The sequence below is a fragment of the Streptacidiphilus sp. MAP5-3 genome (genome assembly GCF_041262505.1).
In the GTDB taxonomy this organism is placed as follows: domain Bacteria; phylum Actinomycetota; class Actinomycetes; order Streptomycetales; family Streptomycetaceae; genus Streptacidiphilus.
This window is the reverse complement of the sequence record NZ_JBGCCL010000011.1, coordinates 173068-197655: the sequence shown is the minus strand read 5'-3', so window position 1 is coordinate 197655 and position 24588 is coordinate 173068. Positions and strand designations below refer to the sequence as shown.

19 protein-coding genes, 1 tRNA gene and 1 other RNA gene are annotated in these 24588 nt (G+C 72.0%); 17 read left to right on the top strand and 4 right to left on the bottom strand.

Translation table 11 applies throughout. The annotated features are described in order from the left end of the window. The first annotated feature begins 195 nt into the window (after positions 1-195). The 5 genes from ftsE (at position 196) to ssrA (ending at position 4156) form a co-directional block, all read left to right on the top strand. On the top strand, positions 196-885 hold the full coding sequence (gene ftsE, locus ABH928_RS19145) for a cell division ATP-binding protein FtsE (RefSeq protein ID WP_370067930.1): 690 nt from the start codon (positions 196-198) through the stop codon (positions 883-885). A gap of 15 nt (positions 886-900) precedes the next feature. After that, entirely contained in the window at positions 901-1821 is a 921-nt protein-coding gene (ftsX, locus tag ABH928_RS19140; RefSeq protein ID WP_370067928.1) for a permease-like cell division protein FtsX, read from the top strand. Between the two features lie 118 nt (positions 1822-1939). Continuing rightward, the gene (locus ABH928_RS19135; protein ID WP_370067926.1) at positions 1940-3100 is read left to right on the top strand and encodes a S41 family peptidase; all 1161 of its coding nucleotides are present in this window, start codon (positions 1940-1942) and stop codon (positions 3098-3100) included. Between the two features lie 70 nt (positions 3101-3170). Continuing rightward, positions 3171-3665: an SsrA-binding protein SmpB gene (smpB, locus tag ABH928_RS19130; RefSeq protein WP_370067924.1), complete on the top strand. Its 495-nt coding sequence runs from the start codon at positions 3171-3173 to the stop codon at positions 3663-3665. 122 nt (positions 3666-3787) lie between these two features. Beyond that, positions 3788-4156: a transfer-messenger RNA gene (gene ssrA / locus ABH928_RS19125) on the top strand. Between the two features lie 59 nt (positions 4157-4215). Here the strand turns inward: ssrA and ABH928_RS19120 are convergent. Both ABH928_RS19120 and ABH928_RS19115 read right to left on the bottom strand, forming a co-directional pair. Further along, positions 4216-4785, bottom strand: a complete 570-nt coding sequence (locus ABH928_RS19120) for a flavoprotein (protein ID WP_370067922.1) — start codon at positions 4783-4785, stop codon at positions 4216-4218. Positions 4786-4873: 88 nt separating this feature from the next. After that, positions 4874-6109: an FAD-dependent oxidoreductase gene (locus ABH928_RS19115; protein ID WP_370067920.1), complete on the bottom strand. Its 1236-nt coding sequence runs from the start codon at positions 6107-6109 to the stop codon at positions 4874-4876. A gap of 127 nt (positions 6110-6236) precedes the next feature. Between ABH928_RS19115 and ABH928_RS19110 the strand changes: the two genes are divergently transcribed. The 5 genes from ABH928_RS19110 (at position 6237) to ABH928_RS19090 (ending at position 13327) form a co-directional block, all read left to right on the top strand. After that, positions 6237-7373 carry a winged helix DNA-binding domain-containing protein gene (locus ABH928_RS19110; protein ID WP_370067918.1) on the top strand — a complete coding sequence of 379 codons (1137 nt, stop codon included), beginning with the start codon at positions 6237-6239 and terminating at the stop codon, positions 7371-7373. Between the two features lie 173 nt (positions 7374-7546). Then, positions 7547-9841, top strand: coding sequence for a UvrD-helicase domain-containing protein (locus ABH928_RS19105; protein WP_370067972.1), 2295 nt, complete (start codon positions 7547-7549; stop codon positions 9839-9841). A 489-nt stretch (positions 9842-10330) separates the two neighbouring features. After that, entirely contained in the window at positions 10331-11776 is a 1446-nt protein-coding gene (locus ABH928_RS19100) for an NAD-dependent malic enzyme (protein ID WP_370067916.1), read from the top strand. Positions 11777-12175: 399 nt separating this feature from the next. Then, positions 12176-12457 carry an HU family DNA-binding protein gene (locus tag ABH928_RS19095; RefSeq protein ID WP_196197630.1) on the top strand — a complete coding sequence of 94 codons (282 nt, stop codon included), beginning with the start codon at positions 12176-12178 and terminating at the stop codon, positions 12455-12457. Positions 12458-12553: 96 nt separating this feature from the next. Next, a complete protein-coding gene (locus ABH928_RS19090) occupies positions 12554-13327 on the top strand; it encodes a GNAT family N-acetyltransferase (RefSeq protein WP_370067913.1) in 774 nt (257 codons plus the stop codon). Positions 13328-13413: 86 nt separating this feature from the next. On the opposite strand, the gene murA is transcribed toward ABH928_RS19090, so the two are convergent. Further along, positions 13414-14745 carry a UDP-N-acetylglucosamine 1-carboxyvinyltransferase gene (gene murA / locus ABH928_RS19085; protein WP_370067911.1) on the bottom strand — a complete coding sequence of 444 codons (1332 nt, stop codon included), beginning with the start codon at positions 14743-14745 and terminating at the stop codon, positions 13414-13416. A 283-nt stretch (positions 14746-15028) separates the two neighbouring features. On the opposite strand from murA, the gene ABH928_RS19080 reads away from it, so the two are divergent. The 7 genes from ABH928_RS19080 (at position 15029) to ABH928_RS19050 (ending at position 24458) form a co-directional block, all read left to right on the top strand. Beyond that, positions 15029-15607, top strand: coding sequence for a YqgE/AlgH family protein (locus tag ABH928_RS19080; protein WP_370067909.1), 579 nt, complete (start codon positions 15029-15031; stop codon positions 15605-15607). A gap of 61 nt (positions 15608-15668) precedes the next feature. After that, positions 15669-15968, top strand: coding sequence for a DUF3039 domain-containing protein (locus tag ABH928_RS19075; RefSeq protein ID WP_370067907.1), 300 nt, complete (start codon positions 15669-15671; stop codon positions 15966-15968). 131 nt (positions 15969-16099) lie between these two features. After that, positions 16100-17740 (top strand): beta-N-acetylhexosaminidase, encoded by a 1641-nt coding sequence (locus ABH928_RS19070; RefSeq protein ID WP_370067905.1) that lies wholly within the window; start codon positions 16100-16102, stop codon positions 17738-17740. 327 nt (positions 17741-18067) lie between these two features. Then, a complete protein-coding gene (locus tag ABH928_RS19065; protein WP_370067970.1) occupies positions 18068-18919 on the top strand; it encodes a xanthine dehydrogenase family protein subunit M in 852 nt (283 codons plus the stop codon). Beyond that, positions 18916-20853, top strand: coding sequence for a (2Fe-2S)-binding protein (locus tag ABH928_RS19060; RefSeq protein WP_370067903.1), 1938 nt, complete (start codon positions 18916-18918; stop codon positions 20851-20853). Before ABH928_RS19065 ends, ABH928_RS19060 begins: the two co-directional genes overlap by 4 nt. A 128-nt stretch (positions 20854-20981) precedes the next feature. After that, positions 20982-23312, top strand: a complete 2331-nt coding sequence (locus ABH928_RS19055; protein ID WP_370067968.1) for a xanthine dehydrogenase family protein molybdopterin-binding subunit — start codon at positions 20982-20984, stop codon at positions 23310-23312. Between the two features lie 243 nt (positions 23313-23555). Next, positions 23556-24458, top strand: a complete 903-nt coding sequence (locus tag ABH928_RS19050; RefSeq protein WP_370067901.1) for a hypothetical protein — start codon at positions 23556-23558, stop codon at positions 24456-24458. 8 nt (positions 24459-24466) lie between these two features. Here ABH928_RS19050 and ABH928_RS19045 read toward each other — a convergent pair. Then, positions 24467-24538: transfer RNA gene (locus tag ABH928_RS19045), tRNA-Cys, on the bottom strand. Between the last annotated feature and the right edge of the window lie 50 nt (positions 24539-24588).

Sequence of the window (24588 nt, the reverse complement as noted above, 5' to 3'; positions counted from 1 at the left end):
TTCCGGTCTTTCCCCTGGTGGCCGTCCGTGATCAACCACATACGCAGGCGGATTTTGCCTGACGGATTGTCCTTGAATGTCCGCTACTGTCCGTGAACTCCCCCACCTTTCGCGGTGTGAACCTGCGGGTCCGCATCGGCTTCGCGTAAGGTCGGCCGAGCCCTGTCCGCCTACACTGCCCACCGTGATGCAGCCGTGATCCGATTCGACAACGTATCCAAGACCTATCCGAAGCAGAACCGTCCGGCGCTGGACAACGTCTCGCTCGAGATCGAGAAGGGTGAGTTCGTCTTCCTCGTCGGTTCCTCCGGCTCGGGAAAGTCGACCTTCCTGCGCCTGATTCTGCGCGAGGAGCGTCCGAGCACCGGAAGTGTGCACGTGCTCGGCAAGGACCTGGCCAAGCTGTCCAACTGGAAGGTGCCGCACATGCGCCGCCAGTTGGGCACCGTGTTCCAGGACTTCCGCCTTCTCCCCAACAAGACCGTGGGCCAGAACGTCGCGTTCGCCCTCGAAGTCATCGGCAAGCCCCGCGGGACCATCAAGAAGGTCGTCCCCGAGGTCCTCGAACTGGTCGGCCTGGCCGGCAAGCAGGACCGCATGCCCGGTGAGCTCTCCGGTGGTGAGCAGCAGCGTGTGGCCATCGCCCGCGCCTTCGTGAACCGCCCGATGCTCCTGATCGCGGACGAGCCGACCGGAAACCTCGACCCGCAGAACTCCGTCGGCATCATGAAGCTGCTGGACCGGATCAACCGGACCGGCACCACCGTGCTGATGGCGACCCACGACCAGGCGATCGTCGACCAGATGCGCAAGCGCGTCATCGAGCTGGACCAAGGTCACCTGGTCCGCGACCAGTCCCGTGGCGTCTACGGCTACCAGCACTGATTAGAGGACCTGTCCATGCGAGCCCAATTCGTCATGTCGGAGATCTGGATCGGTCTCCGACGCAACCTGACGATGACCATCGCCGTGATCGTGAGTGTGGCCCTGTCACTCACCCTCGCCGGTGCGGCCATGCTGCTGAACTCCCAGGTCAGCCAGATGAAGGGGTACTGGGGCGACAAGGTCGAGGTCTCGATCTACTTCTGCAACCACGACAACACGACCAACCTGCAGAAGACGCCCAACTGCGCCTCCGGCGTGGCGACCCAGGCGGAGATCAACCAGGTCCACGCGAACCTGGACAAGAACTCCCTGGTGCAGACGGTCTACACGGAGACGCAGCAGCAGGCGCTGGTCAACTTCAAGGCCCAGTTCCCGGATTCGCCGCTCTCTCCGTACATCAACGCTGACGCGTTCAACAACGCGCTGCGCGTCAAGCTGACCAACCCTCAGGACTACGACCAGATCGCCGGTCTGGTCGCGGGCCAGCCCGGCGTGGCCTCCGTCGACGACCAGAGCGCCGTGCTCAAGCCGCTGTTCAACCTGATGGACACCGGCCAGTGGGTCGCGGTCGTGGTGATGGTCGTCATGCTCGGCGTGACGCTGCTGCTGATCGTCAACACCGTTCGTGTGTCGGCGTTCAGCCGTAAGCGCGAGACCGGCATCATGCGACTGGTCGGCGCCTCCAACTACTACGTGCAGATGCCGTTCATCGCGGAGGCGGCCTTCGCCGCCGTGGTGGGCGCGGTCCTTGCCTCCGGCATGCTGGCGATCGGCAAGTACGTGCTGATCGACATGGTGCTGAAGAAGCAGATCACCCTGATCAGCTTCATCGGTTGGGGTCCGGTGGTCCAGGTCATGCCACTGCTGCTGGTGATCGGTGTCGGCATGTCCTCGTTGGCGGCCTTCCTCACGCTGCAGAAGTACCTGAAGGTCTGACGGACCGACAACTCTGCTGATCACCCCATACGAAAAGCCCCGGAACGCGTACTGCGTCCGGGGCTTTTCGTCGTCTTCGGGCATGTCGCCCGAGCCCGCACCTCTAGACTCTTCGTCCATGTCACCAACTCGTCGCGTACTACGGCTCCAGCTGACGCTGGGGCTGGTGTTCGTGACGGTGTGCGCGGTGGGTGTCGGGACCGGTGCGTGGGGGAGCGAGGGACGGTCGACGACGTCGGTCGCCGCGGCCGCTCCGTCGTCACACAGAGCAGACAGCTCCGACAACTCCGACGGCTCGGGAGCCTCCGGAGCTGCGGACCGGTGGGCCGCCGACTACACCGCGCAGCAGTTCGCCGCCTACAGCCAGGAGTTGGACGGTCACTACGTCGGCGTCGGGCTCTGGGTGGCCCGCTCGCCGCAGGGCGAGGTGAGCGTGACCCGGACGCTTCCGGGAGGCCCCGCCGCGCTCGGCGGTGTCCGCGCGGGCGAGCGGCTGCTCGCGGTCGGCGGCACCCCGGTGACCGGGCTGCCCGTCACCGAGGTGGTCGGCCTGCTGCGCGGCGGTGCGTCCGACGCGGTCGGCTCGCCGGTCGTGCTGCGGCTCCAGGAGGGCCCCACGAGTACGTCCAGGGCGGTGGATGCGACGCTGCACCGGGCCCTGTTGGACGAGGACGACGTCCACGTCGACCACCCGGCGCGCGGCGTCACCCGGATCAGCATGGACGCCTTCACCCTCGGTGTCTCCGAACAGGTCCAGGCCGCCGTACGGCAGTTGGAGCTGCATCCGGCGACGGACGGGCGCGGCATCCTGCTCGACCTGCGCGGCAACTCCGGTGGCCTGGTCAGCGAGGCGGTCGCCACGGCGTCCGTATTCCTGGACGGCGGACCGGTCGCCCGCTACCAGTCAGGCGGCGGCGCGCCGCAGCAGGTGCTGCAGGCCGCGTCCGGCGGCGACACCTCGACGCCGTTGGTGGTGCTGGTCGACAGCGGCACGATGAGCGCCGCCGAACTCGTCACCGGCGCGCTCCAGGACCGCGGTCGCGCGGTCGTGGTCGGCAGGCCCACCTTCGGCAAGGGTGCGGTGCAGCAGCCGCAGACCCTCTCCGACGGCGTGGTGCAGGAGCGCACGGTCGGCAACTACCTCACCCCCTCCGGCCACTCGCCGGACGGCCAGGGCATCCAGCCCGACGTCGAGGTCCCGACCGACGCCACCCCGCAGGCTGCGGAGAGCACTGCCCTGACTGTCCTGGACGACCTCTCCGACATGGACAGCCAGTAGGGCCTCCTGTACGGGCTCCGGAAAACGCCCGTGCCCGGAGCGGGTACGAAGTGCGAGAATGGCCCGCACTATGGCGAAGAAGAAAGACGACCCGCGCAACAAGCTCATCGCCTCCAACAAGAAGGCGCGGCACGACTACAACATCATCGACGAGTACGAGTGCGGCATGGTGCTGACGGGCACCGAGGTCAAGTCACTCCGCGCCGGCCGCGCCTCCCTGGTGGATGGCTTCGCCGACGTGACCAGCGGCGAGGCGTGGCTGCACAACGTGCACATCATGGAGTACGCCCAGGGCACCTGGACCAACCACGCCGCGCGGCGCAAGCGCAAGCTGCTGCTGCACAAGTGGGAGATCGACAAGCTCGACCAGAAGCTGAAGGAGACCGGCTACACCCTGGTGCCGCTCTCCATCTACTTCAAGGACGGCCGGGCCAAGGTCAGCATCGCCCTCGCCCAGGGCAAGAAGCAGCACGACAAGCGGCAGACGCTCCGCGAGAAGCAGGACCGCAGGGAGACGGACCGCGCCGTGGCCGCGGCACGCCGCCGTCAGCGGGCCCAGGGTTAATGAACTGGACCTTGCCAGTCGCTGCGCCGTAGCATGGACAGCGTTCCGCAGGGTCTCCCCGGACCAGGTGGGACGGCAACGGCGAAAGCCGGTGCTTTGACAACTGAACAGCACCCTTGCATGGGGGTGATCGGTTTCGACTGGGGATGTCGAGCCAGGAGAAGCGAGCCGAGGAACGCGGCAATGATCTCGTAAACCACGTGTCGCAAAACATAATCGCCAACACCAAGCGCGATACCTTCGCCCTCGCCGCCTGAGCGAGCATCGAAGGAGTCAGACCGGGCGCGTCTCCGTCCCGGATCCTGGCTTAATCTAGGAGACTCCACCGTTCGGCCCGGTCGCGGGGGCGCACGGAACACTAAACAGTGACTGAGCCCGTCGGGAGCTTGTCTGCGTGACTCCCGGGGCCGAGAAAAGCACAGCAGACTGCGCTCGGAGAAGCCCTGGTTCCGCACCACAGGACGCGGGTTCGATTCCCGCCACCTCCACCGATTCCCATGTGAACAGAGAGCCGCCCGGTCCGCCGGGCGGCTCTCTGCGTTTATGGCGTTCATGCCGTTCCGGTACGCGCTGCCTGGAGTCCGGCGTAGGCGGCGTGGGCCTCGGCGAGGCCCAGCGGCCAGTCGAAGCCCGGGGTGTCGTCCTGGCCCGGGGCGGTGACCGAGAGCGGGTCCGGGGTGGGGATGCGGGCACCGGCGGCGCGGAGGGTGTCCAGGGAGCGGGCGTACTGCGGATGCGCGGCGAGGGCCGCGTTGACGCAGGGGAGAGCGACGGTCGGGATGCCGCGGCCGAGCGCCTCGGCGGCGTAGCCGAGGACGAAGGAGTCGGTCAGGCCGAGGGCCCAGCGGTTGATCGAGTTGAAGGTGGCCGGGGCGAGCAGCACCACGTCCGCCGTGGGCCAGACGTCGGGCTCGCCGGGCAGCTTGTAGTGGGCGCGCACGGGGTGCCCGGTCAGCGCCTCCAGGCCGGGAAGGTAGGGGTGGAGCCAGCCGGCCGCGGTCGGGGTGAGTCCGAGGCAGACCTGCCAGCCGTCGGCCTGGGCGCGCTCCACGGCGACAGCGATGTTCAGTACGGGTTGCGCACCGGTGCCGAGGAGATAGAGGGTGGGGTCTCCTGTCATGGCTCCACCCAACATCGCGATCGGTGGATCTTGCAAGTGATTCACCGTTCGGCCCCAGGGTGTACCCAAACCGTCCTGAACTGCCTGTTCAGGCCACCGGTGCGGCGAAGTCGATCGGGTGGACGTACTGCCAGGCCGACTTCTCCGGCTTCATCACTCTGAACATCAGCGGCAGCAGCGCGTCCCTGACCACCCGTCCGACCGGGCCCGCGGCCTTGCGGGCGTTGGTGCGGGCGGTCGCCTTCATGATCCGCTCCACCCGGGGCCGGCGCAGCTGCTCGTAGGCGACCAGCGCCCGGTCGACCGGGAGGTCGCGCAGGCAGCGGGCGAGCTGCACCGCGCTCTCGATCGCCAGCGACGCGCCCTGGCCCGAGCTGGACGACGGCGCGTGCACCGCGTCGCCGACCAGCACGATCCGGCCGCGGCTCCAGTTCGGGACCGGCGGCATGAACTCCATACTGCCCGCGAAGATCAGCGCCTCCGGGTCGGTCCGCTCCAGCAGCCGGACGGCCGGGCTGGCGTCCTCGCGGAAGAGCTCGACCATCGTCCGGAGCCAGAACTCCGCGCCCTTCGCGCGCTGTTCGGCCACGGTGACCGGCATCGGGCTGGGGAGGTTGACGAACCAGAGGCAGCGGCCGTCCTCGAAGACCTGCCAGCCGAGGAAGGCCCGCTTGCCGAACGACATCCGCATCTTGCCGCCGGTGTCCGGCAGGCCGCTGTCCTCGACCCAGGCGCCGAAGCTGTGCGTGCCCGCGTACTGCGCCTCGGGGGCGGCGGGGTCGATCAGCCGCCGGACCGTGGAGTGGATGCCGTCCGCGCCGATCAGCAGGTCGGCCGTGGCGGTGGTGCCGTCCGCGAAACGTGCCGTGACCTGGGTGCCGTCGTCGACCGCGTCGACCAGGCGGCGGCCGGTCAGCGTGGTGACGCCGCCCGCCTCGGCCGCGTCGTTCAGCACCCGGTAGAGGTCGGAGCGCTCCACGAACCGCTGCGGCGGGATGCCCGGCAGATTGCCGAACTCGCCGAGCTGCCTGCCGTTCCAGCTCTCGATGACCATGCCCTCCATCGGCGTGCTGACGGCGCGGACCGCGTTGCCGATGCCGACTGCGTCCAGCGCCTGGAGGCCGTTGGGGGCGAAGCCCATGCCGCCGCCGACGCCGTCGGCGGTTCCGGCGTAGGCCTCGCAGACGGTGGCGCGGATGCCGACCTGCTGCAGGGCGGTCGCGACGACGGGGCCGGCGATGCCGCCCCCGATGACCAGTGCGGTGCGGACCCGCTGCTGCGGAGCGGTGTCCGTGGGGTGCTGGGTGGTGGTCGTCTCGTCCATGAGTTGATAGTTGCATTGCAACTAGTCTTGAGTCAACTAGTCAGATTGGGTCTATCGAGGCGGCGCGCGGCGTGGAGATCGGTGTAGTGCGCTCCGAGGGAGGGGGTGGCTGCCTAGGCTGGGTCCCATGGCGACCCTCCGCGCACTCGACCGCCGGGCTCTGAACCGTGCTCTGATGGAGCGTCAGTTCCTGCTGTCGCGCGTGCACAGGACGCCGCTCGACGTGATCGGGAGGCTGGTCGGCCTGCAGTCGCAGATCCCGCTCAACCCCTACACCGCGCTCTGGTCCCGGATCGCCGGGTTCGACCCCGCCGAGGCCTCCGCGCTGCTGGCCGAGCGGCGCACCGTCCGGCTTTCGACGCTGCGGGGGACGATCCACCTGCACGACGTCGACGACGCGCTCACCCTGCGCGCCTTCACACAGCCGGTGCACGACGCCACCCCGTTCGGCGAGCGGGCGGTCTTCCGCGGCCCGCTGGCCGGGGTCGAGCCCGAGACGCTCTGGGCCGCCGCCCGTGAGCTGCTGGACGCCGGACCGCTGACGCCCGCCAAGCTGGGCGCGGCGCTGGCCGAGCGGTTCCCGGGCTGCGAACCCGCCGCGCTCGGCACGGCCGTCCGCTACAAGTTCTCGCTGGTCCAGGTCACCCCGCGCGGCGAGTGGGGCCGCAGCCGGGCGGCCACCCTCGCCACCGTCGAGTCCTGGCTCGGCCGCCCCCAGCAGCGGCCCGACGTCGAGGCGATCGTGCTGCGCTACCTCGCCGCCTTCGGGCCCGCGAGCGTCCAGGACGCGCAGAGCTGGAGCGGGGTGACCCGGCTCGGCGAGGTCTTCGAGCTCTTGCGGCCACGGCTCGCGGTCTTCGCCGACGCGGTGACCGGCCGGGAGCTGTTCGACCTTCCCGACGCGCCGCGTCCCGACCCGGAGACCCCCGCGCCGCCGCGCTTCCTGCCGGACTACGACAACGTGCTGATCGGGCATGCCGACCGCAGCCGGGTCCTTGCCGAGCGCGATCGGGCCGAGCTGTTCGCCCGCGGCAACGGCTACCGTCCCGCGCTGCTGGTGGACGGGCGGCTCGGCGGCGCGTGGTCGTACACCAGGCCGAAGCGGAAGGGCGAACCGGCCGCCCTGGAGATCGAACTGTTCGCCCGGCAGTCGGCGGCCGTGCGTGAACGGATCGAGGCCGAGGCCGCTGAGCTGCTGACTTTCCTCGCACCCGACGCGACCGAGCGGACCGTGGCCCTCCACCCGAGCGCCCGGAGGGCGTAGGATCAACAGTTCCCTTTTTCAGGGAGCGCAGCGCCCACGTTGGACCACAGGGGATCTCATTGGCCTCGCCCACGCAGCACACGACCGATCACACGGCCGACCACAGACCCGACCGCGTCCACGACCGCGGCCCCACGGCGGCGGAGACGCCCGAGGGGTTCGGGACGCCCGCATTGTCCGGGACGCCCGCAGCGTCCGAGGAGGGGGTTCTCGACCACGAGATCGCGGTCGAGCAGGCCCACCTCGACACGGTCTACCAGCGGCTCGGCGAGAAGCTGGCCGAGGCCGAGTTCATCCTGGACGACGCCAACCGCAAGTTCCTGGCCGGGACGCCGGGCGCGCTCGCCGAGCGTGACGCCCAGGCCTACCAGGCTGGACGTCATCTCCAGCGACTCACCAACGAGTTCGAGGACTTCCTCTTCGGCCGGATCGACCTCCAGGCGCCGGACCGCCCCGAGGAGGACGGTTTCCCCTCGCAGACCCCGCTCGACCCGGCCGACCCGGACATCGCGGAGACCCTGCACATCGGCCGTCTCGGCGTACTCGACGCCGAGTACGGTCCGCTGGTGATCGACTGGCGTGCGCCCGCCGCCGCGCCCTTCTACCAGGCCACCCCGCGTCGGCCCGGCCGGGTGGTGCGCCGCCGGGTGATCCGCTCGCGCGGGCGCAAGGTGCTCGGCGTCGAGGACGACCTGCTCCGCCCCGACCTGGAGCCGCGCCTTGCCGGGCGGCCGATCACCGTCGTCGGCGACGGCGCGCTGATGGCGACGCTCGGCCGGGCCCGCGGTCACTCGATGCGCGACATCGTCTCCTCGATCCAGCAGGAGCAGGACGAGGTGATCCGCGCCCAGGCGGCCGGGGCCACCCTGGTCACCGGTGGTCCGGGCACCGGCAAGACCGCCGTCGCCCTGCACCGTGCCGCCTACCTGCTCTACCACGACCGCCGCCGGTACGCGGGCGGCATCCTGGTGGTCAGCCCGACGCCGCTGCTCGTCTCCTACACCGAGGGAGTGCTGCCCGCGCTGGGCGAGGAGGGCCAGGTCGCCATCCGCGCCATCGGCAGCCTCGTCGACGGCGAGCAGGCCGACCGCTACGACATCCCGGAGACCGCCCGGCTCAAGGGCTCCTCCCGGATGGTCGCGCTGCTGCGCCGCGCCGCGCGCGCCGCGCTCGACGGCCAGGACACCCCCACCGAGCTGCGCGTCGTCGCCATGGGCGAGGTGCTCAAGCTGGACGCCGCCGCCCTGCACGGACTGCGCCGCACCGTGCTCGGCGGCAACACGCCCGTCAACCTGCTCCGGCCGCGTGCCCGGCGGGCGCTGCTCGACGCGCTCTGGACCCAGCTGCGGCGCGGCCGGCCGACCCCCGTCGACCGCTACGAGCGCGAGGAGGCGCAGCGGCAGCGGGAGAGCTTCGAGGAGTACGTCACCGACGAGGACGCCTTCCTCGACTTCCTGGACGCCTGGTGGCCCGCGCTGACGCCGCGTGCGGTGCTGGCCGCCCTCGCCGACCAGCGCCGTCTCGGCGGCCTGGCCCGTGGCGCCTTCACCCGCGCGGAGCTACGGCTGCTGGTCGACTCCTGGCGGCATCTGGACCGGCGCGGTCGCGGCGGCGTCAGCGTGGCCGACGTGGCGCTGCTGGACGAGCTCCAGGTGCAGCTCGGCGAGCCGTACCGGGCGCGGGTGCGCGAGGTCGACCCGACCGAACTGCTCACCGGTCTGGACGAGGTCACCACCTACGGCGACCGCCAGCGCCGCGAGCAGGAGCAGCGCGCCGTGGCCGCGGCCGAGCGTCGCGACTACGCCCACGTCATCGTCGACGAGGCCCAGGACCTGACGCCGATGCAGTGGCGGATGGTCGGCCGCCGCGCCCGCAACGCGACCTGGACCATCGTCGGCGACCCGGCCCAGTCGTCCTGGATCGACCCGGCCGAGGCACAGGCCGCGATGGACGAGACCCTCGGGTCGAAGCCGCGGCGGCGCTTCACGCTGACCACCAACTACCGCAACCCGGCCGAGATCGCCGAGGTCGCGTCGCGGATCCTGGCCCAGGCCGCGCCCGGCATCGAGCCGCCCGTCGCGGTCCGCTCGACCGGCGTCGCCCCGCGCTTCGCGGCGGTCGCGGACGAGGAAGCGATGGGCGAGGCGGCGCGCACGGAGGTGGCGCGGCTGCTGGACGAGGTCGCGGGCACCGTCGGCATCGTTGTCCCGATGGAGCGCCGCGAGGAGGCGCGCGGGTGGATCGCGGGCCTGGGTGAGCGCGCAGTCGCGCTGGGCAGCCTGGAGGCCAAGGGCCTGGAGTACGACGCCACCGTGGTCGCCGACCCGTCCGGCATCGCGGGGGAGTCGGAGGCGGGTCTGCGGGTGCTCTACGTGGCCCTGACCCGCGCGACGCAGCGGCTGACCGTGCTGAGCGGCCCGCTCGACCTGCCGAACTCGGCCGGCGTCCCGGCGCTGCTGCACGGCTGACGCTGCGTCAGACTGCCGGGCGGCGGGCCGCCGGGGTCGGCGGAAGACGCAGTTCGGGCCCCCTACCGAATCGGTAGGGGGCCCGAACTGACTGAGCGTCTGATACGGCACCGACCCGCCATGCTCGCCTCGCGGCAAGTGGTCGCTCGAAGCGACGAAGGTTGGGCCCGGGGGCTTGGATCGAGCCGGTGCCGTACAGCCAGAGTAACAAAGGTCCCCCGGAACGCATTCCCCTCTTCCACATCTGTCCTGAAGTGCCTCCGTTCCGAACTCGGCGCGAACTCTCGGCGGGGCGCCGCCCCGGACGGCCGGGATCGGCAGCGGCGCAGGCAGGATGGTCTGTGGAAGCCGCGCGCGGCGGCCGGAGTATCTCAGGCTTCGTCCGCGCTGCGGAACAATATTTCCGCCTACCGGCAAGTAGGTGGGACGATCGGGACGACTCATCCACAGCACGGTTGAAGCAGCGGGTACAGGAAGAAGGCAACGTCGATGGCGGCGGTCCCCAGTGTGTCCAACTCGATCACGGTGCGGCTGGAGGTCCCGGCCCGCGGCAACGCGGTGAGCCAGATCACCACGTCCGTGGAGTCCTCCGGCGGGACCGTGACCGGTCTCGACGTGACGGCGTCCGGCCTTGAGGCGCTCCGGATCGACGTCACCATCGCGGCCGTCTCGGTCGCCCACGCCGACGAGATCGTCGAGAAGCTCCGCACCATCGAGGGCATCTCCATCGGCAAGGTCTCCGACCGCACCTTCCTGATGCACCTCGGCGGCAAGATCGAGATGTCCAGCAAGCTGCCGATCCGCAACCGTGACGACCTGTCCATGATCTACACGCCGGGCGTCGCCCGCGTCTGCATGGCCATCGCCGAGAACCCCGAGGACGCGCGCCGCCTCACCATCAAGCGCAACAGCGTCGCCGTGGTCACCGACGGCTCCGCGGTGCTGGGCCTCGGCAACATCGGCCCGATGGCCGCGCTCCCGGTCATGGAGGGCAAGGCGGCCCTGTTCAAGCGGTTCGCCGGGATCGACGCCTGGCCGATCTGCCTGGACACCCAGGACAGCGACGAGATCGTGGCCATCGTCAAGGCGATCGCCCCCGGCTTCGCGGGCATCAACCTGGAGGACATCTCCGCCCCGCGCTGCTTCGAGATCGAGGCGCGGCTGCGCGAGGCGCTGGACATCCCGGTCTTCCACGACGACCAGCACGGCACCGCGATCGTCGTCCTCGCCGCGCTGATGAACGCGCTGCAGGTGGTCGGCAAGCACATCGGTGACGTGCGCGTGGTCATGTCGGGCGCGGGCGCGGCCGGCACGGCGATCCTGAAGCTGCTGATGGCGGCGGGCGTGCAACACGCCACGGTCGCGGACGTGAAGGGCGTGGTCCACCTGGGCCGCGACGACCTCAACGACTCGCTCCGCTGGATCGCCGAGAACACCAACCGCAGCAACCGCACCGGCTCCCTGAGGGAGGCCGTGCGCGGCGCGGACGTCTTCATCGGTGTCTCCGCGCCGAACGTCCTCGACGGCGACGACATCGCGGCGATGGCGGAGGACGCGATCGTCTTCGCCCTGGCCAACCCCGACCCGGAGGTCGACCCGGCCGTGGCCCGCCAGACGGCCGCGGTCGTCGCCACCGGGCGCAGCGACTTCCCGAACCAGATCAACAACGTGCTGGTCTTCCCAGGCGTCTTCCGCGGCCTGCTGGACGCGCAGAGCCGCACGGTCAACACCGAGATGATGCTGGCCGCGTCGCGTGCGCTCGCCGGGACGGTGGGCGCGGACGAGGTCAACGCCAACTACATCATCCCGAGCGTCTTCCACCCGGACGTCGCGAAGACGGTCGCGGCGGCGGTGCGGGAAGCTGCGCACGAGGCGGGCTCGGCGCAGGCTCCGGCGGTGACGGAGACCGGGGCGATCCCGGTGGTCAACGGCTGACAGGCAGGTGCACCGCTCAGGGAGCGCGGGGTACTACGCGCCGAGCCATCCGCGCAGGTGGCAGGCCGAACGCGCAGGGCCGCGAGACAGAGCCGTTTCACGTTTGGGGACTACGCACAGCAACCGATACGGTGGCCCCGGCGCGTCGGTTCCGAAAGGTGTGGAATCGTCCGCTTAGAGTGTCCGGCGAGAGTCCGGGCGGCGTGTTCGTTGGCGCTGTTCGTGTGACTCTCAAGGGTGCCGGATTCGCTTTCCCGGCGGGAATGGGGGCAGGATTCGTGCTCAGCACACCCCTCGCCTGCTGGGACGTCACCTAGGTGGCGCTCGGCTCGGCAGCCGAGGTGGCGGTCCTCCGGGGCAGCCGAGGATCGCAACGCGACAGACCACAATGGAGTACACATGAACCGCAGTGAGCTGGTGGCCGCGCTCTCGGAGCGCGCCGAGGTGACCCGCAAGGACGCGGACGCCGTCCTGGCCGCCTTCGCCGAGGTCGTCGGCGACGTCGTCGCCAAGGGCGACGAGAAGGTCACCATCCCCGGCTTCCTGACCTTCGAGCGCACCCACCGTGCCGCCCGTACCGCCCGCAACCCGCAGACCGGTGACCCGATCCAGATCGCGGCCGGCTACAGCGTCAAGGTGTCGGCGGGCTCCAAGCTCAAGGAGGCCGCCAAGGGCAAGTAAGCCCTGGGCGTCAGACACCACGAGCCGGTCACTCCGCGTCAGCGGGGCGGCCGGCTCGCGGCGTTCCCAGGGGAGACCCCGGTGCATACTGAGCGGATGTCAGCGGAGCAGCAGTTCGACCGGGCCACCGCCTTCCTGGCCGGGTTCGCACGCCGGCAGGCGGCCGTCTGCAAGGACTTCGAGGGCGGCTTCGCGGTGCGCGACCCGGCCTACGCGGGGTCGCACGAGCACAACCAGCTGGTGGTCGACGGCACCCCCGACCCCGCCGACCTGACCGCGCACGCGGACGCGCTGCTGGACGGTCTGGGCCACCGTCGGATCCTCGTCCTCTCCGAGGCCCACGGGGAGGCCTGTGCGGGGCCGCTGACGGCCGCCGGATACGCGTACGGGACCGAGGTGGTGATGATCCACCAGGGCCCGCGTCCGGAGCCCGTACGGGCCGCCGAGGAGCTCACGCTGGACGAGGTGCGTCCGGCGCTGACCCGGCAGACGCGCGTCTGGATGCCGCACCAGGCCGAGGAGACTGTCCGTCACCTCGTGGACCGACGGACGGCGCGGCTGCGCGGCGCGGACGAGGTGGTCCTCCTGGGCGTCCGGGACGAGCCGGGCGGGGAGGTCGCCTCCTGGGCGGACCTCTACCGGGACCTCGGGCACGACCACGTCGCGCAGTTCGAGGACCTGGTCACGGCCGACGAGTACACCCGGCGCGGGTACGCCGACGCCGTCCTCGCCACCGCCCTGCACCGGGCTTCTGCCGCGGACCTGTTCTTCCTGCTCGCCGAACCCGACGACTGGCCGCGGCACTGGTACGCCCGGCGCGGCTTCGTCCCGGTGGGCCGGGTGCACGTGTTCACCCGCTACCGCGTCTGAAAGCCGTCTGAAAGTCAGGGGAAAGCACGACGCGCCGCCCGGAGCCGGGCGGCGCGTCGTGTGCGTGCGGGGGAGCGGAGCGGCCGTCAGGCCGCCTCGCCCGGGAGCTCGATGTCCGCGCCGAGCGCGCGGAGCTTGGCCATGAAGTTCTCGTAGCCCCGGTTGATCAGGTCGATCCCGTGCACCTGCGAGGTGCCCTGCGCCGCCAGCGCGGCGATCAGGTAGGAGAAGCCGCCGCGCAGGTCGGGGATGACCAGCTCGGCGCCCTGGAGCTTGGAGGGGCCGGAGACGACCGCCGAGTGCAGGAAGTTGCGGCGGCCGAAGCGGCACGGCGTGCCGCCCAGGCACTCGCGGTAGAGCTGGATGTGCGCGCCCATCTGGTTCAGCGCCGAGGTGAAGCCGAGCCGCGACTCGTAGACCGTCTCGTGGACGATGGAGAGGCCCGACGCCTGGGTCAGCGCGACGACCAGCGGCTGCTGCCAGTCGGTCTGGAAGCCGGGGTGCACGTCGGTCTCCAGGGCGATGGCCTTGAGCTCGCCGCCCGGGTGCCAGAAGCGGATGCCCCCGTCGTCCACCGCGAAGGCGCCGCCGACCTTCCGGAAGGTGTTGAGGAAGGTCATCATCTCCAGCTGGCGCGCGCCGTGGACGTAGATGTCCCCGCCGGTGGCCAGCGCCGCGCAGGCCCAGGAGGCCGCCTCCAGGCGGTCCGGCAGGGCGCGGTGGTTGTAGCCGCCCAGACGGTCGACGCCGGTGATCAGGATGGTCCGGTCGGTGCCCATCGAGATGATCGCGCCCATCTTCTGCAGCACGCAGATGAGGTCCACGATCTCCGGCTCGATCGCCGCGTTGGCCAGCTCGGTGACGCCCTCCGCGAGGACGGCCGTGAGCAGCACCTGCTCGGTCGCGCCGACCGAGGGGTAGGGCAGCTCGATCTTGCAGCCGCGCAGCCGCTGCGGGGCGTTGAGCACGGTGCCCTGCGGGTGCTTCTCGATGACCGCGCCGAACTGCCGCAGCACGTCGAAGTGGAAGTCCACCGGACGTCCGCCGATGTCGCAGCCGCCCAGGCCCGGGATGAAGGCGTGGCCGAGACGGTGCAGCAGCGGGCCGCAGAAGAGGATCGGGATCCGGGACGAGCCCGCGTGGGCGTCGATGTCGGCGACGTTGGCGCTCTCCACATGCGTGGGGTCGAGGACCAGCTCGCCGTCCTCCTCGCCCGGGCGCACGATGACTCCGTGCAGCTGGAGCAGGCCGCGGACCACCTTGACGTCGCGGATGTCCGGCACGTTGCGGAGCCGACTGGGCTCATGGCCCAGCAGCGCGGCCACCATGGCCTTGGGCACGAGGTTTTTGGCGCCGCGGACGCGGATCTCGCCCTCGAGCGGTGTACCGCCGTGGACGATCAGGACATCGTCGGTCATGTTCTCGCGATCCTGGGGTGGTCGTGGAGCTCATATGGACAGGAAAGTGCACAAGGGTGCAGGCACTCTGAGAGATGGTAGTGGTCACCGGAGTGGTTCCTTGCTGTCGTGGAATCCCTGTGAAGACGCCGCGTCGCTGGCCGGGGTGCGTGTGGGCGGTGCTATCGGCTCGGGGCCCCTGTGGGCAAGGTCTCAGGCGAACGGTCCCGCGCCCCTCGAAGGAGCCCTCACGCGCCCTCCGAGGGACGTGTTCGAATGCCCGGAGCGCCTCAGGTGCGGGATCATGTCTGCCATGACGGAGCCCGTCCTGCTCACCGGCCGCCTCCTGGTGGCGACGCCCGCGCTGACCGACCCGAACTTCGACCGGGCCGTGGTGCTGCTGCTGGACCACGATGCCGAGGGCAGTCTCGGGGTGGTGCTGAACCGGCCGACGCCGGTGGAGGTCGGCGCGGTGCTCGACGTCTGGGCGGACCTCGCGGGCGAGCCCGCGGTGGTGTTCCAGGGCGGTCCTGTCGGGCTGGACTCCGCGCTGGCCCTGGCGGTGGTGCCGGGGGAGCAGGGGGACGACGGAGTGCTCGGCTGGCGGCGGGTCCACGGCGCGATCGGGCTGGTCGACCTGGAGGCCCCGCCGGAGCTGCTGGCCGCCGAGCTGGGCGGGCTCCGCGTCTTCGCCGGTTACGCGGGCTGGGCCCCGGGCCAGCTGGAGGACGAACTGATGGAGGGCGCCTGGTACCTGGTGGACTCCGAGCCGGGCGACGTCTCCTTCCCGGATCCGGAGCGGTTGTGGCGCGCGGTGCTGCGCCGGCAGCGGGGCGAGCTGGCCCTGGTGGCGACCTACCCGGACGACCCGACGCTGAACTGAGCCGACACGGGCACCGGCGGCCCGCTCCCGCGTCGTCGGACACCGCCTAGACTTGACCGGCATGAGCACCCTTGAACCCGAGCGCGGCCTCGGAACCGGCACTCTGATCGAGGAGGTCCCGCAGACCTCCCACGGCGACGGCGACCACGAGCGCTTCGCGCACTACGCCGACAAGAACAAGATCATGGAGAGCGCCCTCTCCGGCACCCCGGTCGTCGCGCTCTGCGGCAAGGTCTGGGTGCCCAGCCGCGACCCCAAGAAGTACCCGGTCTGCCCGCTCTGCAAGGAGATCTGGGAGGGTATGGAGGCCGGTGGCGGCGACAAGGGCGGCAAGGACGGTAAGGGCGGCAAGGGCAAGTAGGCCCCGCCCGGCCGGGTGGAGTCCGACCCGCGAAGGCCGGTGAAGGGCTGCCGCGGAAGCCGGTAAGGGCTCCTGACAATCGGCCGTCGGGCACCTGTTCCGGGTGGCGGCGGCGCGGCAGGATGGGCGCCATGCACCTACTCCCCGCGCCGCTGTCTCTTGCCCAGCCCGCCGCTACGGGCGCGTTTCCGCTGACGCCCGGCACCGCCCTGGACGCCGCTCCCGGCGCCGAGGCGGTGACCGCCTGGCTGCGTGCCGAGCTCGGCGCGGCCACCGGCCTGCCGCTGCTGCCCTCCGCCGCCTCCACCGTGGTCGAGGGCGCCGGCATCCGCCTCGCCCTCGACGACGAGCTGGAGGCCGAGGGCTACCGCCTCACCGTCGACGCCGACGGAGTCCGGCTGGACGGCGGCAGCGCGGCGGGGCTGTTCTGGGGTGCCCAGACGCTGCGCCAGCTGCTGGGCGCGGACGCGTACCGCCGCTCGCCGGTCCGGGGCAAGGACGAGGCGGGCTGGGCCCTGCCGCACGTCACGGTCCACGACGCGCCGCGCTTCGGCTGGCGCGGGGTGCTGCTGGACGTCGCCCGGCACTTCCTGCCCAAGGCGGACGTGCTGCGCTACGTCGACCTGCTCGCCGCGCACAAGCTCAACGTGCTGCACCTGCACCTGACCGACGACCAGGGCTGGCGCGTCGAGATCACCCGCTACCCCCGGCTGACCGAGGTCGGCTCCTGGCGCGAACGCTCGATGGTCGGCTTCCGCGACGGCAACCGCCGCGACGACCGCCCGCACGGCGGCTTCTACACCCAGGCCGACCTGCGCGAGATCGTCGCCTACGCCGCGGCCCGGCAGATCACCGTGGTGCCCGAGATCGACATCCCCGGCCACTCGCAGGCCGCCATCGCCGCCTACCCCGAGCTGGGCAACCACGACGTCGTCGACACCGCGCAGCTGAGCACCTGGACCGACTGGGGTGTCAACCCCAACGTGCTGAACGTCGAGGACGCGACGCTGCGCTTCTACGAGAACGTTCTTACCGAAGTCCTGGAGATCTTCCCGAGCACGTTCGTCCACCTCGGCGGCGACGAGTGCCCCAAGGAGCAGTGGCGTGCCGGCGCGTCCGCCCAGGCCCGGATCAAGCAGGAGGGCCTGGCCGACGAGGACGAGCTGCAGAGCTGGTTCATCCGCCACTTCGACCGCTGGCTCGCCGAGCGCGGTCGGCGGCTGATCGGCTGGGACGAGATCCTCGAAGGCGGGCTGGCGCCGGGCGCGGCGGTGTCGTCCTGGCGCGGCTACACCGGCGGAATCGCCGCCGCCCAGGCGGGACATGACGTCGTGATGTGTCCGGAGGAGTACGTCTACCTGGACCATCGCGAGTCCGGCAGCCCCGACGAGCCAGTCCCGGTCGGCTACGTCCGCACGCTGGAGGACGTCTACCGGTTCGAGCCGCTGCCGCCACAGCTGCGTCAGGACGCGGAGGCCGCCCGGCACGTGATCGGCACTCAGGCGAACCTGTGGACCGAGTTCATGGACGACGTCCGCGAGGTCGACTACCACGCCTTCCCGAGGCTGGCCGCCTTCGCCGAGGTCGCCTGGTCCGATCTGCCGCGTGAGCCCGCGGCGCGGGACTACGCCGGGTTCGCCGCGCGGATGGAGACCCACCGGGCCCGCCTCGACGCGCTCGGCGTCGAGTACCGGCCCGCCGACGGCCCGCGCCCCTGGCAGCGCCGCCCCGGCGTGCTGGGACGCCCCCACGACGCGACGCCCGAGGGGTGACCCGCCGGCCTGGGCCTGGCTCCAAGCCCCCGGCGGCCGTGTCAGGCGGGCCGGGCCCGGCGGGAGTTCGATGGACGGGCCCGGCGGGAGTTTGACGACAGGGCCTAGCACCCCAGGTGACCGCTTCGGGCCGGGACGCGCCATGGGTCACCCTCGGGCGGGACCGGGGGTGACCCGTCACCTCACGTTGACCCGCGTGTGCCAGAGTGGTGCCCCACGCCGCCACGAGGAGGGTGCGCAGCAGGTGCGTTTGCACGTACCGTACGGCCAGGAGGGTGGCGGTGTGAGCAGCCCGAGCACGGTGGGACACGAGTGAACCAGACGATCATGCTCCCGGCCTCGCTGGACGAGGCCGTCGGCGCGGTGGCGGCCTCGCCCGGCGCGGTTCCCGTCGCGGGCGGGACCGACCTGATGGGCGCCGTCAACGCCGGTCTGCTGCGCCCGATGGCGCTGCTCGGACTGGGGCGGATCTCCGAGCTCAGAGGCTGGCAGTACCAGGACGGCGCGGCGCTGCTCGGCGCCGGACTGACCCACGCGCGCATGGCCCGTCCCGACTTCGCCGCGCTGATCCCGGCGTTGGCCGAGGCGGCGGGTACCGTCGGCCCGCCGCAGGTGCGCAACGTCGGCACGCTGGGCGGCAACGTCGTCAGCGCCCATCCGGCCGGGGACACCCTGCCGGTGCTGGCCGCACTGGAGGCCACCCTCACCCTGATCGGCGCGGACGGGGCGCGCGAGGTGGCGGTCAGTCATCTGCTGACCGGCCTGGACCCGTTGCGTTCGGGCGAGTTGCTGGCTTTTGTCCGAGTTCCGCTGCTCCATGCACCCCAGGTTTTCCTGAAGTCCACCGGCCGGACGGGTCCCGCTCGCGCGGCGGCGTCCGTCGCGCTCGTGCTGGACCCGGCCCGGCGCGCGGTGCGCTGCGCGGTCGGCGCGGTCGCGCCGGTCCCGCTGCGGCCGCTGGAGGCCGAGCAGTGGGTGGCCGGCTGCATCGACTGGGACGGCGAACGCACCGTCGACCCGGGGGTGGCCGCCGCGTTCGGCGAGTACGTGGCCTCCGCCTGCGTCCCGGACGCCGAGGGCGAGTCGGCCCTGCCGGCCAACCCCGACCCTGCGGCCCAGCGCCTGCGGCGTACTGTGTCCGTACTGGCCCGCCGCGCACTCGGGAGGGCGCTGACGTGACGGACTATCTGACAACCCCGGTGGGGTCCGGCGACGACTCGCCGCGCGCCTCGTACACACTCCGGGTCAACGGGATCGAGCGCCCGGTCGCGGACGCCTGGATCGGCGAGAGCCTGCTCTACGTGCTGCGCGAGCGGCTCGGTCTGGCCGGGGCCAAGAGCGGTTGCGACCAGGGCGAGTGCGGTGCCTGCTCGGTGCAGGTGGACGGCCAGTTGACGGCCGCGTGCCTGGTCCCGGCGGCACTGGCGGCGGGCGTGGAGGTCCGTACCGTCGAGGGGCTGGCCGAGGAGGGCGTCCCGTCCGACGTGCAGCAGGCGCTGGCCGAGAGCGGCGCGGTCCAGTGCGGATTCTGCGCCCCCGGCCTGGCCATGGCCGTGCACGACCTGCTGGAGCGCAACCACCACCCGAGCGAGCTGGAGTCCCGGCAGGCCCTGTGCGGCAACCTCTGCCGCTGCACCGGCTACCAGGGCGCGTTGGCGGCCGTCCGCACCTGCGCGAAGTCACGGGCCGAGGCGGCGGAGGAGGATTCGCCGGAGACGGCGACGACCGGCGGCGATTCCGGCTTCTTCGGCGACGGACCGGTCGAGGGCGTGGTCGACGCGGCCTCGCCGGTCGAGGAGCTGGTCCCGCTCCCGATCCCGGAGTCGATGCCCGAACCGCCCGTGCCGTCCACCGCCGAGGCGGAGTACGCGGCGCCGGAGTACCCGGGCTACGGGGACGCGGGCGCCGGGTATCCGGCTGCCGGGTACACCGGCGCGGAGTACAGAGCCGGCGAGTACGCAGCCACCGAGTACCCGGGCTATGGGGAGGCGGGTGCCGAGTACGCCGCCGGGGCCGAGTACACCGGCGCGGAGTACGCCGCCGCCGAGTATGCGGAGCCGGCGTACGGCGACGCGGACGGCGAGGCGGAACTCCCGGTCTACGTCGACGCCGACGTGCACGCCGAAGTGCACGCGGACGTCCCGGCGCAGCACGGCGGCTACGACCAGGCGACGTACCAGGGGGCCGGCCAGGACGGCTACGGCTACGAGGGCTACGGCGAGACCTACCAGGACGTCGGCCAGGGTGGACAGGGCAGCCACAGCGGTCACAGTGGTCACGGCGACGGCGTGTACGGCGGCGACGGGCACGTCGGCCAAGCCCCGTACCAGGGAGGTCCGTTCGCAGCTCCGTTCCCCGGCCGGGCCGACGGCCCGGACGCACGCGGCGCGGCCGGAGCACTGCGCACTCCCGGACAGGCCTCCGCTCCGGCGGAGGAGAACTTCCAGGCCGGTGAGGCGGAGGGTGGCGCACGGCGTGTGGGCGCGGTCCTCGGCGCCGGGCTGATGGCCAAGGGCATCGCCGACCGCCAGCGCGCGGCGGGTGCCGACAGTCAGGGCCTCGGCACTCACGGCCTCGACGCTCAAGGCCCCGAGGACACCGGCGCGTTCGGCGCGTTCGCGGGCCTGAACCCCGACAGCACGGGCGCCTTCCGGATCGACGTCCAGCGCGGCGAGCCGACCGACGGTGCAGCCGGCGCGGTCGCCGTGGACGCGCCCCCGGCACCGGCGGCCACCCGGACCGAGGCCTACGAGCAGTACCCGGCCGGGGAGTTCGACACCGGACAGTTCCACGTCGGCCAGTTCGACACGGGGACGTTCGACGCGAGCGCGTTCCAAGCGGGCCACTTCGAGCCCGGTCACGTCGACACCGGCTCGTTCGCGACCGGTCACTTCGAGGCGGGCACGTTCGAGACAGGCCAGTACGACGCGGCCGCGTACCAGACGGGCCAGTTCGACACGAGTCACCTCGACACGAGTCACCTCGGCACCGGGCACCTGGACACCGGCCAGTTCCCGGCCGACGAGTTCGGTGCGCACGGGCCCGGCGCGCCCGACCCGGCCGCCGGCATGTACGTCCTGCCCCACCAGCACGGCCAGGAGAGCGGTTCGTGACCACCCCCTCCACTCCGTCCGGCACCGGCGGCACCGCCGGGACCGGCGAGGAGACGCTGACCAACCTCACCACCGTCCCCGCGGGCGCGCCCGGCAGCGCGACCGGCGGGGCGATCGGCAGCCTGCTGATCACCCCGGCGGCCACCGCGGCCGTGGCGGCGGGTGCCCAGCCGGACGCCGCCGAGGCGCCCAAGCCACCGACGGGCATCGGGGTGTCGCCCGTGCGCGAGGACGCCGCCGCCAAGGCGATGGGCGTCTTCCCCTTCGCCGCCGACCTCTGGGCCGAGGGCCTGCTCTGGGGGGCGCTCGCGCGCTCGCCGTACGCGCACGCGCGGATCAAGAGCATCGACACCGGCCCCGCTCTCGCCGTCCCCGGCGTCTACGCGGTGCTGACCGCGGACGACCTCCCGGCCGGTCCGGACGGCAGTCGCAACGGTGCGCCCACCGGTCCCGTCGTCGCCGACCGACCGGTGCTCGCCGCCGACGTGGTCCGGCACCACGGCGAGCCGTACGCCGCCGTCGCCGCCGACCACCCGGACACCGCGCGGCTGGCCGCCGCCGCGATCCTGGTCGAGTGGGAGCCGCTGCCCGCGCTGACCGACCCGGACCAGGCGTTCCAGGCCCCGCCGCTGCACCCGGACGGCAACATCTTCCGCCAGCTGCCGATCCGCTTCGGAGACCCGGACGTCGTCGGCGAGGTCGTCATCGAGGGCATGTACCAGGTGGGCCGTCAGGACCCGGCGCCCATCGGAGCGGAGGCCGGGCTGGCGGTGCCGCGCCCCGACGGCGGGGTCGAGCTGCACGTCGCCTCGACCGACCCGCACGGCGACCGGGACCGCGCCGCCGCCTGCCTCGGCATCGAGCCGGATCGCGTGCGCCTGGTCGTCAGCGGCATCCCGGGTGCCACCACCGACCGCGACGACCTCGGCTTCCAGTCCATGCTGGCCCTGCTGGCGATCCGCACCGGTCATCCGGTCAAGATGGCGCTGACCCGTGAGGAGTCCTTCCTCACCCACCCGCACCGCCACCCGGCGCTGCTGCGCTACCGCCACCACGCCGACGCCGAGGGCCGCCTGGTCAAGGTCGAGGCGCAGATCCTGCTGGACGGCGGCGCCTACGCGGACGTCTCCAGCGAGGTGCTGGCCGCTGCGGCGGCGATGGCGGCCGGGCCGTACGTCGTCCCGCACGTCTTCGTCGACGCCTGGGCGGTGCGCACCAACAACCCGCCCGCCGGGCGGATGCGCGGCGAGGGCGCGCTGCAGGTCTGCTTCGCCTACGAGTCGCAGCTGGACCGCCTCGCGGCGGCGCTCGACCTGACGCCGCTGGAGATCCGCCGCCGCAACGTCATGGCCACCGGGGATCTGATGCCCACCGGCCAGGCCGTCACCTGCCCCGCGCCGGTGCGCGAGCTGCTCGACGCCGTCGCGGACGAGCCGCTCCCGCCGTTGCCGGTGGACCAGCCGGACGCGGAGTGGCTGCTCCCTGAAGGCCCCTGCGGCGCGGGCGACCCGGCCGCCGTGCGGCGCGGGATCGGCTACGCGGTCGGCATGGTGCACATGCTCGGCATCGAGGGCACGGACGAGGTCGCCACGGCGTCGGTCCGGGTCACCGGCTCGCAGGCCTCCGTCATCTGTGCGGCGGTCGACCCCGGCTCCGGCTTCGCGACGCTGGCCAAGCAGATCGTCCAGGAGATCCTGGGGGTCGAGGAGGTCTACATCGCCCCGGTCGACACCGACCAGCCGGCGACGGGGCCGTCCGCGCGCGGGCGGCAGACGTGGGTGGCTGGCGGCGCGGTCGAGCGGGCGGCGCTGATGGTGCGTCAGCAACTGCTCCAGCCGTTGGCGGCGCGGTTCGCCATGTCGCCGGAGCTGCTCAGCATCAAGGACGGCCGGATCACCTCCTACGACGGCGTCCTCGGCATGTCGGTCCTGGAGGCGCTGGAGGGCAAGGACCTGTGGGCGACGGCCCAGTGCCGCCCCCACCCGACCGAGCCGCTGAACCCGGAGACGGGCCAGGGCGACGCGTTCGTCAGCATCGGCTTCTGCGCGATGCGGGCCGTTGTGGACGTCGACATCGAGCTGGGCACGGTCCGGGTCGTCGAGGTCACCGCGGCCCAGGACGTCGGCCGGGCACTGAACCCGAGCCAGATCGAGTCCCGCATCGAGGCGGGCGTGACGCAGGGCCTGGGACTCGCCCTGATGGAGGAGCTGGCGGTCGGCGACGGCCGCCTGCTGGCCCCGTCCTTCGTCGGCTACCGCCTGCCGACCGCGTTGGACGCCCCGGAGATCCGCGTGGCCGCGCTGATCGAGGACCACGACGTCGTCGCCCCGTTCGGCGCGAAGGCGGTCGGCGCGGCGAGCGCGGTCGTCGCCCCGGCGGCGGTGGCCTCGGCGGTACGGGCGGCGACGGGGATGGCGGTTACGCGGCTGCCGATCCGCCCGGAGGACGTCTGGGTGTAGCGGGTCCTCAGGGGCGCGGGTCCCTGGAGGAAGCTGCAACTACCTCTTATCGCATTTGTGATCCGGTGCTCATCGCCCTCTCATGCCGGACATGCACGGTGTTTCTGTAGTCAACGGACGACGGGAGCACCACCATGATCCTCACAGCAGCAACCAAGCGCCCGGGTGAGGCACCCCTGCGGCGGCTCGCGCCCAGCGGCGGGACCGTCGTGGTCGCCGTGGCCGCGCGGAAGAAGTAGCCACATGACCGTCGCGACCCTCCCGCACCGGGTGACCCTGCCGCGGCTGCTCGCCGTGGACGCGGTGGACGGGCCCGTGCCCTGCGTGGACGACCTGCCGGGGCTGCTCGGTGAGGCCGGACTGGACGGGCTCGGACTCGCGGTGACGCGGCCCGCGCGCGGTGTCGTCGTGGTCGCTCGGGACGGCGACCCGGCCTGTCACAACAACGAGACGCTGCTGCGGCGCTCCCCGCTCCTGGTCGACGAGGGCCTGCACCACGTCACCGCCGCGCTGCACCGGACCGCCGCCGCGCCCGTCCTCGCCCTCCCCGCCGAGGCGCTCGCGCAGATCGCGCTGCTGGCGCGGTACGGCGCGGCCTGGTTCCGGGCGGTCGGCACGCCGGACGCGCCGGGAAGCGTGCTCTGCACCGTGCACGCCGGGGAGACCCTGCCGCAGGTGGTCGAGACGGCGGTCGGGACGCCCGTGCGGACACTCCTCGGGGCGTCGGCGCGCAACGCCCAGGCCGTTCTGGTGGGCGGCTCGCGCGGGACCTGGGTCGCCACGGAGCGGGCCCTGGCCGCGCGCTGGGAGACGGGAAGCCTCGGCGTGCCGGTGGGTGAGCCGCGCGTGCTGACCGCGTTCCCGCAGGGCCGCTGCGGGGTGGACGAGACGCTGCGGCTGCTGCGGCTCCAGGAGCGGAGCTGCCGCGTCGACCTGACCCGGATTGTCGGCGCACTCGCCGACCTGACCCGGCCGACCGCGTTCGACGCGGTGGTGCGCTGGTCGACCCAGTCGCACGCGCGCGGCCACTGCCGTCACGCCGTCGACGCGGCGCGGCTGTTGCGCAGCGCGCTGGCGGTCTTCCCGCAGGAGTTCGAGGCGCATGCCGCAGGGCGTTGCGGCGCGTCGGTACAGCCGTCTCGCTGACGGCGCAGAGCCCATGACCGGAATCGAACCGGCGTAAACCGCTTTGCAGGCGGTTCCCTCAACCACTCGGGCACACGGGCGAGTTGTGCTTGCGAGAAAGACGTTACGGGGCTGCTCCAGCGGAGGTCGA